Origin of the sequence: Pseudomonas kulmbachensis, assembly GCF_963681935.1 — a bacterium.
Classification (GTDB): Bacteria; Pseudomonadota; Gammaproteobacteria; order Pseudomonadales; family Pseudomonadaceae; genus Aquipseudomonas; species Aquipseudomonas kulmbachensis.
Map to the genome: position 1 here is coordinate 4,136,042 of NZ_OY817088.1, position 16,815 is coordinate 4,152,856.

The following is a 16,815-nucleotide window of genomic DNA, read 5'->3' on the forward strand; positions in this document are numbered from 1 at the left end:
CAGCCTGCGCTCTAACTGTGGCACTGCACAGCAGTGCCATCGGAACACGATTTTGTTAACCGGTTCCGTTGAGAAGGTAAAAACCCCTCCCATCTGAAAAGAGGCTGCGCGCGTGAGCGGGCAGCCTCTTGGGTCGACAGTTAAAAACCGTCTTATTGCTTGCTTGCAGCCACTTGAGCAGCAACTTCTGCTGCGAAGTCATCAACTGGCTTCTCGATGCCATCACCTACTTTGAAGTAAGTGAAGGAAACGATTTCAGCGCCGGCTTTCTTGGCCAGTTCGCCGACTTTGATTTCCGGGTTCTTGACGAAAGCTTGCTCAACCAGGCTGGCTTCAGCCAGGAACTTGCTGATACGACCGGCAACCATTTTTTCAACGATTTCTGCTGGCTTGCCTTTGATCTTGTCTTCGTTGAGGCTCATGAACACGGTTTTTTCGCGTTCGATAGCATCAGCGGAAACTTGCGATGGCAGCAGGAACTCAGGGTTGCTTGCAGCTACGTGCATGGCGATGTCACGAGCCAGCTCAGCGTTGCCGCCTTTCAGAGCAACTACAACACCGATTTTGTTGCCGTGCAGGTAAGCATCAACAACATCGCCTTCGATACGAGCCAGACGACGGATGTTAACGTTCTCGCCTACTTTACCAACCAGAATCAGACGAGCTTCTTCTTGAGCGGCGATCAGCGGAGCTGCGTCGGTCAGTTTGTCAGCAAACGCTTTTTCAACGCTGGCAGCGACGAAGTTTTTGAAGTCTTCTTGCAGAGCCAGGAAGTCGGTTTGCGAGTTGACTTCAAGAATTACGGCAGACTTGTTGTCTTCCGCAACTTTAACTGCGATAGCGCCTTCAGCAGCAACGTTGCCTGCTTTTTTGGCTGCCTTGATAGCGCCCGAAGCACGCATGTCATCAATGGCTTTTTCGATGTCGCCGCCAGCCTTGGTCAAGGCTTTCTTGCAATCCATCATGCCTTCGCCAGTACGCTCACGCAGTTCTTTAACCAACGCTGCAGTAATCTCTGCCATTTCAAAATTCCTCTTGGATAGGTTTTCAACCATTCCACCCGACCGAACGGGCGTTCAATTCGTGTGAAGCCCACCTCGAATCAACTGTGCAGGCCGCCATCTGATACAGATACGACAAACATGGTTACAACAAATGGATTTCGAGGTGGCAAAAAGGGGGCCAAGCCCCCTTTTTGCGTACTGAGTAAACGCTAGGCGTTAATTACTCAGCCTTCAACTACCGCTGCAGCTGGAGCTTCTTCGACGAAAACGTCGGTGCCGCCAGCAACGTGGTTACGGCCTTTGATCACAGCATCAGCCATCGCACCCATGTACAGCTGGATAGCGCGGATTGCGTCATCGTTACCCGGGATGATGTAGTCAACACCTTCTGGGCTGCTGTTGGTATCGACAACGCCGATTACCGGGATACCCAACTTGTTAGCTTCGGTGATCGCGATACGCTCGTGGTCAACGTCGATAACGAACAGTGCGTCTGGCAGACCGCCCATGTCCTTGATACCACCCAGGCTACGATCCAGCTTCTGCAGATCGCGAGTACGCATCAGCGCCTCTTTCTTGGTCAGCTTGGCGAAAGTACCGTCTTCTGCCTGGATTTCAAGGTCACGAAGACGCTTGATCGAAGCACGAATGGTTTTGAAGTTGGTGAGCATGCCGCCCAACCAGCGGTGATCCACGTACGGCGAACCGCAACGTGCTGCTTCTTCAGCAACGATCTTGCCAGCGGAACGCTTGGTGCCGACGAACAGAATCTTGTTTTTGCCCTGGGCCAGACGCTCTACGAAAGTCAGAGCTTCGTTGAACATTGGCAGGGTTTTTTCAAGGTTGATGATGTGGATCTTGTTACGCGCGCCAAAGATGTATTTACCCATCTTCGGGTTCCAGTAACGGGTTTGGTGACCGAAGTGCACACCGGCCTTCAGCATATCGCGCATGTTGACTTGGGACATGATAGTTCCTTAATAAGTCGGGTTAGGCCTCCACGTATCCCAACGACCAACCAGCAGCTTCAAGCTGAAGGCACCCAGGTCATCGTGTCGACACGTGTGTGGGTTTGTGCTCTGCGGGCTATACCCGCAAAGCGGCGCATTTTATACCACAAGAAGGTCAAAAAACGAAGCGTGGATTTTGACTTTATTGCTAAGCCTTTGCCTGACAAGGGTTTACCCCAGGCTGGCTCTTGGCTCTTGCCTGACAATGTTACTGCCGCCACTAAAATATTCCAAACACCGCTGAGGCCCATAACAGTGCCGGAGTGAGGGCACCGCCGAGCTTGGACGAGGCGGCCGTATGGTAGGGCAAGGCCTTTTTGGTTCCTTTTGTGGCTGTTTGCCAAAAGTAACCCGCCGTAAGGGCGGAACCTTTATTTCAGTTGGACGCGAATGCTGGATATGTACTCACAACTCAAGTGAAAACCACCGAGTACATATCCATTCGATGTATCACGGCTTTCTACGGGTTCCGCCCTTACGGCGTCTCACTTTTGTCAAACAGCCACAAAAGTAAGCAAAAAGGCCTCGCCCCAGCGTACGGCCCTCGCTTCGCTCAGGTGCCCCTCACTCCGGTCCCGCTCCGTGGGCACGCCGTGACGGGCCATCCTTGGCCCGGCACGGCTCTCCCGGCATCCATGCCGGTCAACCCACTGCGCAGAACCTCCATTCGGCCTCCCGAAGGGGCAGGTAGATCAAAAGCCAAGTCAAAAACAGATCAAATGCAGATCAAATACAGATCAAATGCAGATCAAATGCAGATCAAATGCAGATCAAATGCAGATCAAATGCAGATCAAATGCAGATCAAATGCAGATCAAATGCAGATCAAATGCAGATCAAATGCAGATCAAAAGATGGATCATTAACCGCCACCTTTTTTGCGCAGGCCTTCGAATAGAGCCAGAATGCTCCACTCTATTAATAGAAGCGATGGCGCTTGGCTCATGATTCACGCCGGCCGTCTGTTAGAATCGCGTTTTCATGACGGTGTGCAGCTATAACAGCACATCCGCAATCCTGATGATGAGCGCCAACGCGCGAAGAGAGCCCGAATGACCGTCACCCTCAAAACCCCCGAGGACATCGCAAAAATGCGTGTCGCCGGCAAACTGGCCGCCGAAGTCCTGGAAATGATCGCCGAGCACGTCAAGCCAGGCGTTACTACTGAAGAGCTGGACCGCATCTGCCACGACTATATCGTCAATGTGCAAGAGGCCATCCCTGCTCCGCTCAATTACAAAGGCTTCCCCAAGTCGATCTGCACCTCGATCAACCATGTGGTGTGCCACGGCATCCCGGGTGACAAGGTCCTGAAAGACGGCGATACCCTGAACATCGATGTGACCGTGATCAAGGATGGCTATCACGGCGACACCAGCCGCATGTTCCACGTCGGCAAGGTTCCAGTCTGGGCCGAACGCCTGTCGCAAGTGACACAGGAATGCATGTACAAGGCCATCGAAATCGTCAAACCGGGCTGCCGCCTGGGCGATATCGGCGAAGTGATCCAAAAGCACGCTGAAAAGAACGGCTTCTCGGTAGTGCGCGAGTTCTGCGGCCACGGTATCGGCAAGGTGTTCCACGAAGAGCCGCAAATCCTGCACTACGGTCGCGCAGGCACCGGCATGGAGCTCAAGGCAGGCATGACATTCACCATCGAGCCGATGATCAACCAGGGCAAGGCCGACACCAAGGTGCTGGGCGACGGTTGGACCGCAATTACCAAAGACCGCAAGCTGTCTGCACAGTGGGAGCACACCCTGCTGGTGACCGAGACCGGCTACGAGATCTTCACCCTGCGCAGCGATGACACCATCCCACGCGTTTCGGCCTGATACTTGCCTGTTTTCACCGTTTGAACAGAAACAAATCCCACGACAGGAATGCCAATCGATGCCGCAGGTGGATCCAGAACTTTTTGACCGTGGCCAGTTCCAGGCCGAACTGGCATTAAAGGCAAGCCCCATTGCCGCTTTCAAAAAGGCGATCCGCCAGGCACGCGAGGTGCTCGACGAACGCTTCAAAAGGGGGCGCGATATTCGCCGCTTGATCGAAGATCGTGCATGGTTCGTCGATAACATCCTGCAACAGGCCTGGGATCAGTTCAGCTGGAGCGACCAGGCCGACATTGCTCTGGTCGCCGTCGGCGGCTACGGCCGTGGCGAGTTGCACCCCTACTCCGACATCGATCTGCTGATCCTGCTGGACAACGCCGATCACGAAGTTTTCCGCGACTCCATTGAACGCTTTCTGACACTCCTTTGGGACATTGGCCTGGAAGTAGGTCAGAGCGTGCGCTCAGTGGAGGAATGCGCCGAGCAGGCCCGCGCCGACCTGACCATCATCACCAACCTGATGGAAAGCCGTACCGTGGCAGGCCCCGAGCATTTGCGCCAACGCATGCTGGATGTCACCAGCACCGCGCATATGTGGCCCAGCAAGGACTTTTTCCTGGCCAAGCGCGCAGAGCAAAAAGCCCGTCACCACAAGTACAACGACACCGAATACAACCTGGAACCCAACGTCAAAGGCTCGCCTGGCGGCCTGCGCGATATCCAGACCCTTTTGTGGGTAGCCCGTCGCCAGTACGGGACCCTGAATCTGCGCGCCCTGGCAGGCGAAGGCTTTCTGGTGGAAAGCGAACACGCCCTGCTCGCCTCTTCCCAGGAGTTCCTATGGAAGGTGCGCTACGCCCTGCACATGCTCGCAGGCCGCTCTGAAGACCGCCTGCTGTTTGATCATCAGCGCAGCATCGGCGAACTGCTCGGTTTTACCGGCGAAGATGCCAAGCAGACCATCGAAAACTTTATGCAGCAGTACTACCGGGTGGTCATGAGCATTGCCCAGCTCAGCGACCTGATCATCCAGCACTTCGAAGAGATCATCCTCGCCCCCGAAGACGAAGCGCCGCCAACGCCGTTGAACTCACGCTTCCAGTTGCACGATGGCTATATCGAAGCCACCAGTGACTACGTGTTCAAGCGCACCCCGTTCGCCATGCTCGAAATATTCCTGCTGATGGCCCAACACCCTGAAATCAAAGGTGTACGCGCGGACACGATTCGTCTGCTACGGGAGCACCGTTATCTGATCGACGACGAATTCCGTAAAGACATTCGCAACACCAGCCTGTTTATCGAGTTGTTCAAGTGCAAGATCGGCATCCATCGCAACCTGCGCCGGATGAACCGATACGGCATTCTCGGACGCTACCTGCCAGAGTTCGGCTTTATCGTCGGACAAATGCAGCATGACCTGTTCCACATTTACACGGTCGACGCGCACACCCTGAACCTGATCAAGCACCTGCGTAAGTTGCAATACACCCAAGTGTCAGAGAAATTCCCGCTGGCCAGCAAGCTAATGGCCAAGCTGCCCAAGCCCGAGCTGATTTATCTGGCCGGGCTGTACCACGATATCGGCAAGGGCCGGCACGGCGATCACTCAGAAATTGGCGCCGTGGATGCCGAAGCGTTCTGTATTCGCCACCAGTTGCCGCAGTGGGATACCCGCCTGATTGTCTGGCTGGTGCAAAACCACCTGGTCATGTCGACCACCGCCCAGCGCAAGGACCTGTCCGATCCGCAGGTCATCCATGACTTTGCCCAGATCGTGGGCGATGAGACCCATCTCGACTACCTGTACGTACTGACCGTGGCCGACATTAACGCCACCAACCCGACGCTGTGGAACTCCTGGCGCGCCAGCCTGTTGCGCCAGCTCTACACCGAAACCAAGCGCGCCTTGCGTCGCGGCCTGGAAAACCCGGTAGACCGCGAAGAGCAAATCCGCCAGACCCAAAGTGCTGCGCTGGATACGCTGGTGCGCAACGGCAACGATCAGGATGACGTGGAGCAACTCTGGTCGCAGCTGGGCGACGACTACTTCTTGCGCCACACCTCGGCCGACGTAGCCCTGCACACCGAAGCCATCCTGCAACAACCTGCCGATGGCGGCCCCCTGGTGCTGATCAAGGAAACTACCCAGCGCGAGTTCGAGGGCGGTACGCAGATCTTCATCTATGCGCCTGACCAGCACGACTTCTTCGCCGTGACCGTGGCCGCCATGGACCAACTCAACCTGAACATCCATGACGCGCGCATCATCACGTCCAGCAGCCAGTTCACCCTCGACACCTATATCGTGCTCGACAACGACGGCGGCTCGATCGGCAACAACCCGGCGCGCATTGAAAAAATCCGCAAGGGCCTGACTGAAGCCCTGCGCAACCCGGATGACTACCCGACCATCATCCAGCGCCGCGTGCCGCGCCAGCTCAAGCACTTTGCATTCGCCCCCCAGGTGACGATCCACAACGACGCCCAGCGCCCGGTCACCGTACTGGAGCTCAGCGCCCCTGACCGCCCGGGCCTGCTGGCGCGGATCGGAATGATCTTCCTGGAGTTCGACCTGTCACTGCAAAATGCCAAGATCGCCACTTTGGGAGAGCGGGTCGAAGACGTATTTTTCATTACCGACGCACACAACCAGCCGCTGTCAGACCCGCAGTTATGCATGCGCTTGCAGGACGCCATTGTTGAACAACTGACGGTCAACCAAGACTCAACCCCAGAACCGTGGCGCCTGAGCATCTAACCGCCGCCGAGTGAGACCCGCACCCCATGAACAACGCTCTAAAACAGCTACAGCCTTACCCGTTCGAGAAACTGCGCGCCCTGCTTGGCAGCGTGCAGCCCAACGCCGACAAACGCCCGATTGCGCTGTCGATTGGCGAACCAAAACACCGCTCACCGGACTTCGTGGCCAAGGCGCTGGCTGACAACCTCGACCAGATGGCGGTCTACCCGACCACATTGGGCATCCCGGCGCTGCGTGAAGCCATCGCTGGCTGGGCCGAGCGTCGCTTCAACGTACCAAAAGGCTGGCTCGATCCGGCGCGCAACATCCTGCCGGTCAACGGCACCCGTGAAGCCTTGTTCGCCTTCACCCAAACCGTGGTCAACCGTGGCGACGATGCTCTGGTCGTCAGCCCGAACCCGTTCTACCAGATCTATGAAGGCGCAGCCTTCCTTGCAGGCGCCCAGCCGCACTACCTGCCCTGCCTGGCCGAACATGGTTTCAACCCGGATTTCGACGCTGTTACGCCCGACATTTGGAAGCGCTGCCAGATCCTGTTCCTGTGCTCGCCGGGCAACCCTACCGGTGCACTGATCCCGCTCGACACCTTGAAAAAACTGATCGCACTGGCCGACGAATACGACTTCGTGATCGCTGCTGACGAATGCTACAGCGAGCTGTACTTCGACGAGCAAACGCCGCCGGTTGGCCTGCTCAGCGCTTGCGTGGCACTGGGCCGCGAAGATTTCAAACGTTGTGTGGTGTTCCACAGCCTGTCCAAGCGCTCGAACCTGCCAGGTTTGCGTTCAGGGTTCGTGGCGGGCGATGCAGAGATCCTCAAGGCATTTCTGCTGTATCGCACCTACCACGGCTGCGCCATGCCGGTTCAGACCCAACTGGCCAGCATTGCCGCCTGGAACGACGAAGCTCACGTGCGTACCAACCGTGATCTGTATCGCGAGAAGTTCGATGCGGTGCTGGAGATTCTGGCCCCGGTGCTGGATGTACAGCGACCGGATGGCGGTTTTTACCTGTGGCCCAAGGTTGAAGGCGACGACGCCGAATTCTGCCGCGACCTGTTCGCAGAAGAGCATGTGACCGTGGTTCCGGGTTCATACCTGTCCCGCGAAGTCGACGGCTTCAACCCCGGCGCAGGCCGCGTGCGCATGGCACTGGTTGCACCACTGGCTGAATGCGTGGAAGCCGCCGAGCGCATCCGCGACTTTATCCAGCGCCGCCGCTAACCCCTCGCGACCCTGTAGCAGCTGCCGAAGGAACGAGGCTGCGTCCGGCGGCGCAGCCGCCGTAAGTCCGGCAAATGCGGTTTATCAGTGACACCCGCATATGCCTGATTTACGACCGCTGCGCGCTCGAACGCAGCCTTCGTTCCTCGGCAGCTGCTACGGTTTTATCAAGCCGTTACTTCACCGCCCCAAGATTCGCCTCGCTCAAGTCCAGATCCTTGAGGATCTCACCCAACGCGTCATCGCCGATTTCGTGATGCCGACGCAAGCTGTACAGCTCCAGCCGCTGTGCCCGCAGCGCCTTGAGACGCAATCGGCTTTCCAACTGGTCCATCTGCGTAGCCAGTGCCTGCGCCTCTGCCGAGTCGTTGTACACCGCCAGCTGATGGCGGTATTCCGACATGATCCGCGCCTTCAGTTCCGCCGCCAGGGCTGCCTGTGCTGCATCCTGCGGCCCGTCGACCACATCTTCAGCCTCCAGCGCGTGAATCGCAGCTTCTGCCGTACGCCGCCAGGCCTCGCGCACCTCATTGCGCATCGCATCGTCCGGGCCTTTCTGGATGCCGCGTAACAACAAGGGCAGCGCAATACAGGCCGCCACCAGCGACAGCAAGATCACCCCCGCCGCAATGAAGATCAGCAGGTCACGCTCAGGAAAATCCAATCCCTCGTTCAGCAACAGCGGTATCGACATCACCCCCGCCAGCGTCACTGCCCCACGCACCCCGCCTACGGTCAGCAGCCAGCAGGAGCGTGCGGTCGGCACCATTGTCAGCTCGCCCTTGCCGCGCCAGCGACGCAACAGGCCGGACAGGCGCCAGATGCTCTGCACCCAGATAAAACGCAGCGCCAACAACACCAGAAAAATCGCGACTACGTCCAGACAGCGGTACATCAAAGCCGGCCACAGGGTTGGTTCAAGGTGGACTACGGCCTTGATGATGTCCGGCAGTTGCAGGCCCAGCAACAAGAAGATCAGACCGTTAAACGCAAACTCCAGCAGCGACCACACACTGCGATTAAGCAACCGGGTGCTGGTCTGACGCGGCAGCAAGTCCAGCCAGCTCTGCATCATGCCTGCGGCTACGGCCGACAAAATCCCCGACGCCCCCAAACGTTCAGCCAACACATAGGCGGCAAAGGGCAGCAGCAACATGAACACCACATGAGTCGCCGGGTCATCCCAGCCACGGGCGATCATCCACGAACGCAAGCGCCCCACCAACCAGCTCAAGGCCACGCCGATGGCCAGCCCACCGCAAGCCACCAGGACAAAAGTCAGGCTGGCGTTGGCCAAGGAAAACACCCCGGTAATGGCCGCTACCAGTGCGAACTTGAACGTCACCAGACCCGTTGCGTCATTCATCAACGCCTCGCCTTGAAGCATATGCATCAAGGGCGCTGGCAACCGGTTTTGGGCGATGGCCGACACCGCTACCGCATCGGTGGGCGACAACACCGCAGCCAGGGCAAACGCCACAGGCAACGGAATGGTCGGCAGCAACCAATGAATGAAATAACCGGCACCCACTACCGTAAACAGCACCAGGCCTACGGCCAGCGTCAGAATCGGCCCACGCAGGCGCCAGAACTCACGTTTTGGCATGCGCCAGCCATCCGAGAACAGCAACGGCGGCAAGAACAGAAACAGAAACAATTCAGGGTCCAGAGCCACATGCAGGCCCAGAGTCGGCCAGGCCAACACGGCACCTGCAGCTATCTGCACCAACGGCAAAGGCAAGGGAATCAAGCGTCCCAACAGACGCGAGACACTCACCAGCATTAGCAGGATGAGTACGGTATAGGCGGTTTGCATATCTACAAGGTTCCCAAACTTTCAGCTTCTACTAGACACAGCTAGCAACATTTTTGCATTGCAGGTCATAGTAGCCGCTAGCGACAAATCTTGAGTCTGAACATAAGTCGCAGTGCGACGACATGTCACAAGAGCGTGCGATGCTCAAGCCATCCACGCCCAAGCACGCGACCCATGGCATAATCCTCGACTGCTCATTTACAGCATCTCCAAAGGAGGGGCAATTTCCGTGAACGATTCAAGCAAGACGTTGCACCTTTTCGGCATCAAAGCCTGCGATACCATGAAAAAGGCTCGCACCTGGCTGGATGAACATGCAGTGCGCTACGACTTCCATGACTACAAAAGCAGCGGCATTGACCGTGAACACCTGACCCAGTGGTGCAACGAGCACGGCTGGCAAGTGGTGCTCAATCGCGCCGGTACAACCTTTCGCAAGCTCGACGACGAACGCAAAGCCGATCTCGACCAAGCCAAAGCCATTGAACTGATGCTCGCCCAACCCTCGATGATCAAGCGCCCGGTGCTGGATCTCGGGGACAAAACCCTGATTGGCTTCAAGCCTGATCTTTATGCGGCGGCGCTTCTTTAAACGACCGCCCATTTATTTTTGTAAGAGGTAATTGCATGTCTACTACCCTGTTCAGCGCAGCCTTCGGCGTCGGCACCCAAAACCGTCAAGGCGCATGGCTGGAAGTGTTCTACGCACAACCCCTGATCAATCCATCGGTCGAGCTGATCGCAGCCGTAGCCCCAATCCTGGGCTACACCGGCGGCAATCAGGCAATCACCTTTACCACCGCTCAAGCCGCACAAATGGCTGAAGCCGTTAAGCCGCTCGACGCTGCTCAAGCAGCCCTGCTGACCCGTCTGGCCGAAAGCCACAAGCCACTGGTCGCAACCCTGCTGGCCGAAGACGCCACCCTGACCTCCACGCCTGAGGCTTACCTCAAGCTGCACTTGCTGTCCCATCGCCTGGTCAAGCCGCATGGCCTGAACCTGGCCGGTGTGTTCCCGCTGCTGCCAAACGTGGCATGGACCACCCAAGGCGCCATCGACCTGGGCGAGCTGGCAGAGCGTCAACTCGAAGCGCGCCTGCGTGGCGAACTGCTGGAAGTGTTCTCGGTCGACAAGTTCCCGAAAATGACCGACTACGTGGTTCCGGCTGGCGTGCGTATCGCTGACGCGGCACGTATTCGCCTGGGCGCTTACGTTGGCGAAGGCACCACCGTGATGCACGAAGGTTTCGTCAACTTCAACGCGGGCACCGAAGGCCCGGGCATGATCGAAGGTCGTGTCTCGGCTGGCGTATTCGTCGGCAAGGGTTCGGACCTGGGCGGCGGCTGCTCGACCATGGGTACTTTGTCGGGCGGTGGCAACATCGTGATCAAGGTTGGCGAAGGCTGCCTGATCGGCGCCAACGCCGGTATCGGTATCCCGTTGGGCGACCGCAACACCGTCGAGTCGGGCCTGTACCTGACCGCGGGCACCAAAGTGGCCCTGCTGGATGAAAACAACCAACTGGTCAAAGTGCTCAAAGCCCGTGATCTGGCCGGCCAGCCTGACCTGCTGTTCCGTCGCAACTCGCAAACTGGCGCTGTGGAATGCAAAACCCACAAGTCGGCCATCGAGCTGAACGAAGCACTGCACGCTCACAACTAAGCGTTTATCTGCAACTGACGGAGCCAGTCTCTGGCTTCGTCGACAGAGCCCCACACCATGCTTTTGCCTTCTCCTTGGCGCGCTGACTTCCCTGCCATCGCCGCCTTGCAACGTCAGGACCAGACCTATCTGGACAACGCTGCAACCACACAAAAACCCCAAGCCCTGCTCGACGCACTGACGCATTACTACGCCAATGGCGCAGCCAATGTGCACCGGGCCCAGCATTTGCCGGGTGCCCACGCGACTCAGGCATTTGAAAACACCCGCCACAAAGTGACGCAATGGCTCAATGCTGGCGAGTGCGGGCAAATTGTTTTCACCCACGGCGCCACCTCGGCGCTGAACCTTCTGGCCTATGGCCTGGAGCACCAATTCAATCCGGGCGATGAAATTGTTATCAGCGCTCTGGAACACCACGCCAACCTGCTGCCGTGGCAACAGCTTGCACAGCGCAAAAAACTGACTCTGGTGGTATTGCCTCTGGATGCCGACGGAGTGATCGACCTCGATGCCGCGGCACGCCTGATCACCCCGCGTACCCGCCTGCTGGCCGTGAGCCAACTGTCCAACGTGCTCGGCGTGTGGCAACCCCTGCCCGCGTTGCTGGCAATGGCCAAGGCCCACGATGCACTGACAGTGGTCGATGGCGCACAGGGCGTCGTGCATGGTCGCCATGACGTGCAAGTGCTGGGCTGCGACTTCTATGTGTTTTCCAGCCACAAGCTCTACGGCCCCGACGGGCTGGGTGTACTGTTCGGTCGCCACGAAGCACTGGCCCGCCTGCAGCACTGGCAGTTTGGTGGTGAGATGGTGCAAGACGCCGACTACCAGCACGCCACATTTCGTCCGGCACCGCTGGGCTTTGAAGCGGGCACCCCGCCGATTGCCAGCGTGATTGCGCTGGGCGCCACCCTCAACTATTTGGCCAACCTTGATCAGACAGCGGTTGAGGCCCACGAAGCGGCACTGCATGCGCTACTGGTCGAAGGTTTGAAACAGCGTCAGGGCATTCGCCTGCTGGGGTCGCCGCAACTGGCGCTGGTCAGCTTCGTGGTCGAGGGCGTGCACAACGCCGACCTGGCGCACTTGCTCACCGAACAGGGGATTGCCGTACGCGCCGGGCACCACTGCGCCATGCCACTGCTGAAAGGTTTTGGTCTGGCAGGCGCCATCCGTGTCTCGCTGGCGCTGTACAACGATTCTGAAGACCTCGAGCGTTTCTTCGTCGCGCTCGATCAGGCGCTGGAGCTACTGCAATGACCCTGCCCGCCGACGCACAGGCTGCACTCGATAGTTTTGAGCACTGCTCCGGCTGGGAGCAGCGTGCACGCCTGCTGATGCAATGGGGCCAGCGTTTGCCGGAACTGAACGATGCCGACAAAACCGAAGCCAATCGCGTGCATGGCTGTGAAAGCCTGATGTGGCTGGTGGGTGAGCAAGTAGATGGCCATTGGCAATTTGCTGCCAGCAGCGAGGCGCGACTGATTCGCGGGCTGGTGGCGTTGCTGTTGGCGCGGGTGAACGGGTTATCGACGCAAGCGCTGCAGCAGGTCGACCTGCCCGAGTGGTTCAACCAACTGGGCCTGAGTCGCCAGCTGTCGCCATCGCGTAGCAATGGGCTGAATGCAGTGTTGGTGAGGATGCGGGAACTGGCAGGCTAGCCATTGCCGCCCTCTCTGGGAGCGGGCTTGATCGCGATGCGGGCGATTCGGTTCATCTGAAAAACCGCGCCGATACTATCGCGAGCAAGCCCGCTCCCACAGGTCAGGTCCGAGGCGAGCCTTATTCCTGTGGTGCAGGCTTCACCCGCTCCGAAGGTCGCCTGACCCCAGCCACGATTTTGTCCACTGCCTTGGTGGCCGCCACCATACCGAAAGTCGCCGTCACCATCATCACCGCGCCAAAACCACCTGCGCAATCCAGCTTCACCCCATCGCCGACGAAACTCTTCTGCAAGCAGATGCTGCCATCAGGCTTGGGATAGCGCAGCTGCTCGGTGGAGAACACGCATGGCACGCTGTAATGGCGGGTCATGGTGCGAGAAAAACCGTAATCGCGGCGCAAGGTCGAACGCACTTTCGAGGCCAGCGGGTCATTGAACGTACGGTTCAAGTCGCAAACCTGAATCAGCGTCGGGTCGATTTGCCCGCCCGCGCCGCCAGTTGTGATGATCTGAATCTTGCGGCGCTTGCACCAGGCAATCAGTGCGGCCTTGGCATTCACGCTGTCGATGCAGTCGATCACACAATCAATATTGGGGGTGATGTACTCGGCCATGGTTTCGCGCGTTACGAAATCCGCCACTTCGTGGACCACACAATCCGGGTTGATCTGACGCAGACGCTCGGCCATGACTTCGACCTTGTCCCGACCAACGGTCGTGCTCAAGGCGTGCAACTGCCGATTGCTGTTGCTGACGCAAACATCATCCAGGTCAAACAGCGAAATCTCGCCGACGCCGCATCGCGCAATCGCTTCTGCCGCCCACGACCCGACACCGCCCACACCGACGATCGCCACATGCGCCGCCTTCAGTCGCTCAAGGCCTTCCAGCCCATATAACCGGGCTACACCGGCAAAACGTGGATCTTCTGTACTCATGACCAACACCCCAAAAACCGGCGCGCATTATAGGGGGCTTACATTGCATTGAGTATCTTTCCTACAGGCTAGGCGACCAAGCCTGCTTTAATAGCCTGCTGAGTAGAGAGATAAGAGCTACAAGTAATAAAGAAAGAACTTAAGTCGGCTGCAACTGCCAAATGCCAGACCCAATTCCGTCAGCTATACGATGGGTCAGAGCACAGTGTAGGATGCGCGCCGTTTGGCACCCGCCGAGCGATCTTCGTTCCACTCCCTTTGGAACCCGAAATAGTTATGTCATCGCGTAAATTTGGACTCAACCTGGTGGTGGTATTGGCCATCGCCGCCCTGTTCACAGGCTTCTGGGCACTGATTAATCGCCCGGTTTCTGCACCGAACTGGCCCGAGCAAATCTCCGGCTTTTCGTACTCGCCGTTCCAGCAAGGCCAGTACCCGCAGAAAGACCAATACCCGACCGACGATGAAATGCGTCGCGATCTGGAAATCATGAGCAAGCTGACCGACAACATTCGGACCTACTCGGTCGACGGCACCTTGGGGGATATCCCCAAGCTGGCGGAAGAATTCGGTTTGCGCGTGACCATCGGGATCTGGATCAGCCCTGATCTGGAGCGCAACGAACGCGAAATCCAGAGAGCCATCGAACTGGCCAATAACTCGCGCAGCGTGGTGCGGGTTGTGGTGGGTAACGAAGCCCTGTTCCGCGAAGAAATCACCCCTGAAGACCTGATCGTGTTGCTGGATCGGGTTCGCGCTGCAGTCAAGGTGCCGGTCACTACGTCCGAGCAATGGCATATCTGGGAGAAATACCCGCAACTGGCCAAGCACGTTGACCTGATCGCCGCGCACATTCTGCCGTACTGGGAGTTTATCCCGGTGGACGAGGCGGGGCAGTTTGTACTGGACCGTGCCCGCGACCTGAAAAAGATGTTCCCGAAAAAACCACTGCTGCTGTCGGAGGTTGGCTGGCCGAGCAATGGCCGCATGCGCGGTGGCGCTGATGCCACTCCGGCCGACCAGGCGATTTACCTGCGTACACTGGTCAACACCCTGAACCGTCGCGGTTACAACTACTTTGTGATCGAAGCCTTCGACCAGCCGTGGAAGGCCAGCGATGAAGGCTCGGTGGGCGCGTACTGGGGCGTGTACAACGCTGCTCGTCAGCAAAAATTCAACTTTGAAGGCCCGGTGGTCGCGATTCCACAGTGGCGCGTGCTGGCAATTGGCTCAGTGGTCATGGGCCTGCTGTCGCTGGCACTGCTGCTGATCGACGGTTCGGCCTTGCGCCAGCGTGGCCGAACCTTCCTGACCTTTACCGCGTTCCTGTGCGGGTCGGTGCTGGTCTGGATCGGTTACGACTACAGCCAGCAATACAGCACCTGGTTTAGCCTGACCGTGGGCTTCTTGCTCGGATTGGGTGCACTCGGGGTGTTTATCGTCCTGCTTACCGAGGCCCATGAACTGGCCGAGGCGGTATGGACGCACAAACGGCGACGGGAATTTTTACCGGTCGAAGCCGACGATGCCTATCGCCCGAAAGTCTCAATCCATGTGCCGTGCTACAACGAGCCGCCGGAGATGGTCAAACAGACCCTCGACGCCCTCGCGAACCTCGACTATCCCGATTTCGAAGTGTTGATCATCGACAACAACACCAAGGACCCGGCGGTCTGGGAGCCGGTGCGCGACTACTGCGCCACCCTCGGCCCACGCTTCAAGTTCTTCCACGTCGCGCCTCTGGCTGGCTTCAAGGGCGGCGCGTTGAACTACCTGATCCCGCACACCGCGCCGGATGCCGAAGTGATCGCGGTGATCGACTCCGATTACTGCGTGGACCGCAACTGGCTCAAGCACATGGTGCCGCACTTTGCCGACCCGAAAATCGCCATCGTGCAATCGCCCCAGGACTACCGCGACCAGAACGAAAGCAAGTTCAAGAAGCTCTGCTACTCGGAATACAAGGGCTTCTTCCATATCGGTATGGTCACCCGCAACGACCGTGACGCGATCATTCAGCACGGCACCATGACCATGACCCGACGCTCCGTGCTCGAAGAGCTCGGCTGGGCGGACTGGTGCATCTGTGAAGACGCCGAGCTGGGCCTGCGTGTGTTCGAAAAAGGTTATTCAGCAGCTTATTCGCACAATAGCTACGGCAAGGGCCTGATGCCTGACACCTTTATCGACTTCAAGAAACAGCGGTTCCGCTGGGCCTACGGTGCGATTCAGATTATCAAGCGTCACACCTCCAGCCTGCTGCGCGGCAAAGACACGGAACTGACCCGTGGTCAGCGCTATCACTTCCTTGCGGGCTGGTTGCCGTGGGTGGCCGATGGTATGAACATCTTCTTCACCGTGGGTGCCCTGTTGTGGTCGGCGGCAATGATTATTGTGCCGACGCGGGTCGATCCGCCGCTGCTGATTTTCGCTATCCCGCCATTGGCACTGTTTGTGTTCAAGGTTGGCAAGATCATCTTCCTGTACCGTCGTGCAGTGGGGGTTAACCTCAAGGATGCATTTGCCGCGGCTCTGGCCGGGCTGGCGTTGTCCCATACCATCGCCAAAGCGGTGCTCTACGGGTTCTTCACCACCAGCATTCCGTTCTTCCGTACACCTAAAAACGCCGATAACCACGGCTTTTGGGTCGCGATCTCGGAAGCCCGCGAAGAAGTGTTCATCATGCTGCTGCTTTGGGGCGCTGCGCTGGGGATCTTCCTGGTACAAGGCCTGCCAAGCAACGACATGCGTTTCTGGGTGGTGATGCTGCTGGTGCAATCGCTGCCGTATCTGGCGGCGTTGATCATGGCCTTTATGTCTTCGTTGCCCAAACCGGTCGAAGAAGCAGAAGAACAACCTGCTGCATAAATTGACTGCAACCACTAAACGGCGGCCTC

At 58.0% G+C, this 16,815-nt stretch carries 12 protein-coding genes; 8 read left to right on the plus strand and 4 right to left on the minus strand.

The genetic code is table 11. From position 1 onward, the window contains the following. Positions 1–152 precede the first annotated feature (152 nt). A complete protein-coding gene (gene tsf / locus U5A05_RS19130; protein ID WP_048359908.1) occupies positions 153–1,022 on the minus strand; it encodes a translation elongation factor Ts in 870 nt (289 codons plus the stop codon). Between the two features lie 206 nt (positions 1,023–1,228). After that, a complete protein-coding gene (gene rpsB, locus U5A05_RS19135; RefSeq protein WP_016781981.1) occupies positions 1,229–1,972 on the minus strand; it encodes a 30S ribosomal protein S2 in 744 nt (247 codons plus the stop codon). A gap of 1,049 nt (positions 1,973–3,021) precedes the next feature. Between rpsB and map the strand changes: the two genes are divergently transcribed. The 3 genes from map to dapC are packed head-to-tail and all read left to right on the plus strand — an operon-like array spanning position 3,022 to position 7,836. Beyond that, positions 3,022–3,849 (plus strand): type I methionyl aminopeptidase, encoded by an 828-nt coding sequence (map, locus tag U5A05_RS19140; RefSeq protein WP_321836536.1) that lies wholly within the window; start codon positions 3,022–3,024, stop codon positions 3,847–3,849. 58 nt (positions 3,850–3,907) lie between these two features. Then, positions 3,908–6,610 (plus strand): [protein-PII] uridylyltransferase, encoded by a 2,703-nt coding sequence (locus tag U5A05_RS19145; RefSeq protein WP_261739453.1) that lies wholly within the window; start codon positions 3,908–3,910, stop codon positions 6,608–6,610. A 26-nt stretch (positions 6,611–6,636) separates the two neighbouring features. Next, positions 6,637–7,836: a succinyldiaminopimelate transaminase gene (dapC, locus tag U5A05_RS19150; RefSeq protein ID WP_261739454.1), complete on the plus strand. Its 1,200-nt coding sequence runs from the start codon at positions 6,637–6,639 to the stop codon at positions 7,834–7,836. A gap of 175 nt (positions 7,837–8,011) precedes the next feature. On the opposite strand, the gene U5A05_RS19155 is transcribed toward dapC, so the two are convergent. Continuing rightward, a complete protein-coding gene (locus U5A05_RS19155; protein ID WP_261739455.1) occupies positions 8,012–9,652 on the minus strand; it encodes a Na+/H+ antiporter in 1,641 nt (546 codons plus the stop codon). A gap of 229 nt (positions 9,653–9,881) precedes the next feature. On the opposite strand from U5A05_RS19155, the gene U5A05_RS19160 reads away from it, so the two are divergent. The 4 genes from U5A05_RS19160 to U5A05_RS19175 are packed head-to-tail and all read left to right on the plus strand — an operon-like array spanning position 9,882 to position 12,978. Then, on the plus strand, positions 9,882–10,244 hold the full coding sequence (locus U5A05_RS19160; protein ID WP_321834373.1) for an ArsC family reductase: 363 nt from the start codon (positions 9,882–9,884) through the stop codon (positions 10,242–10,244). A gap of 35 nt (positions 10,245–10,279) precedes the next feature. Continuing rightward, entirely contained in the window at positions 10,280–11,314 is a 1,035-nt protein-coding gene (gene dapD, locus U5A05_RS19165; RefSeq protein ID WP_321834375.1) for a 2,3,4,5-tetrahydropyridine-2,6-dicarboxylate N-succinyltransferase, read from the plus strand. Positions 11,315–11,371: 57 nt separating this feature from the next. After that, positions 11,372–12,577 (plus strand): aminotransferase class V-fold PLP-dependent enzyme, encoded by a 1,206-nt coding sequence (locus U5A05_RS19170; RefSeq protein ID WP_321834377.1) that lies wholly within the window; start codon positions 11,372–11,374, stop codon positions 12,575–12,577. Then, positions 12,574–12,978: a SufE family protein gene (locus U5A05_RS19175; RefSeq protein WP_321834378.1), complete on the plus strand. Its 405-nt coding sequence runs from the start codon at positions 12,574–12,576 to the stop codon at positions 12,976–12,978. Before U5A05_RS19170 ends, U5A05_RS19175 begins: the two co-directional genes overlap by 4 nt. A gap of 121 nt (positions 12,979–13,099) precedes the next feature. Here the strand turns inward: U5A05_RS19175 and tcdA are convergent, their stop codons facing one another. Further along, on the minus strand, positions 13,100–13,918 hold the full coding sequence (gene tcdA, locus U5A05_RS19180; protein ID WP_261739459.1) for a tRNA cyclic N6-threonylcarbamoyladenosine(37) synthase TcdA: 819 nt from the start codon (positions 13,916–13,918) through the stop codon (positions 13,100–13,102). A 276-nt stretch (positions 13,919–14,194) separates the two neighbouring features. On the opposite strand from tcdA, the gene U5A05_RS19185 reads away from it, so the two are divergent. Beyond that, the gene (locus U5A05_RS19185) at positions 14,195–16,786 is read left to right on the plus strand and encodes a glycosyltransferase (protein WP_261739460.1); all 2,592 of its coding nucleotides are present in this window, start codon (positions 14,195–14,197) and stop codon (positions 16,784–16,786) included. Positions 16,787–16,815 lie beyond the last annotated feature (29 nt).

Excerpts from the sequence above, each read along its gene's own strand:
- dapC (WP_261739454.1), top strand. The coding sequence starts at position 6,637 with ATGAACAACGCTCTAAAACAGCTACAGCCTTACCCGTTCGAGAAACTG.
- U5A05_RS19185 (WP_261739460.1), top strand. The coding sequence starts at position 14,195 with ATGTCATCGCGTAAATTTGGACTCAACCTGGTGGTGGTATTGGCCATC.
- dapD (WP_321834375.1), top strand. The coding sequence starts at position 10,280 with ATGTCTACTACCCTGTTCAGCGCAGCCTTCGGCGTCGGCACCCAAAAC.
- tcdA (WP_261739459.1), bottom strand. The coding sequence starts at position 13,918 with ATGAGTACAGAAGATCCACGTTTTGCCGGTGTAGCCCGGTTATATGGG.
- tsf (WP_048359908.1), bottom strand. The coding sequence starts at position 1,022 with ATGGCAGAGATTACTGCAGCGTTGGTTAAAGAACTGCGTGAGCGTACT.
- rpsB (WP_016781981.1), bottom strand. The coding sequence starts at position 1,972 with ATGTCCCAAGTCAACATGCGCGATATGCTGAAGGCCGGTGTGCACTTC.
- U5A05_RS19155 (WP_261739455.1), bottom strand. The coding sequence starts at position 9,652 with ATGCAAACCGCCTATACCGTACTCATCCTGCTAATGCTGGTGAGTGTC.
- U5A05_RS19175 (WP_321834378.1), top strand. The coding sequence starts at position 12,574 with ATGACCCTGCCCGCCGACGCACAGGCTGCACTCGATAGTTTTGAGCAC.
- U5A05_RS19145 (WP_261739453.1), top strand. The coding sequence starts at position 3,908 with ATGCCGCAGGTGGATCCAGAACTTTTTGACCGTGGCCAGTTCCAGGCC.
- U5A05_RS19170 (WP_321834377.1), top strand. The coding sequence starts at position 11,372 with ATGCTTTTGCCTTCTCCTTGGCGCGCTGACTTCCCTGCCATCGCCGCC.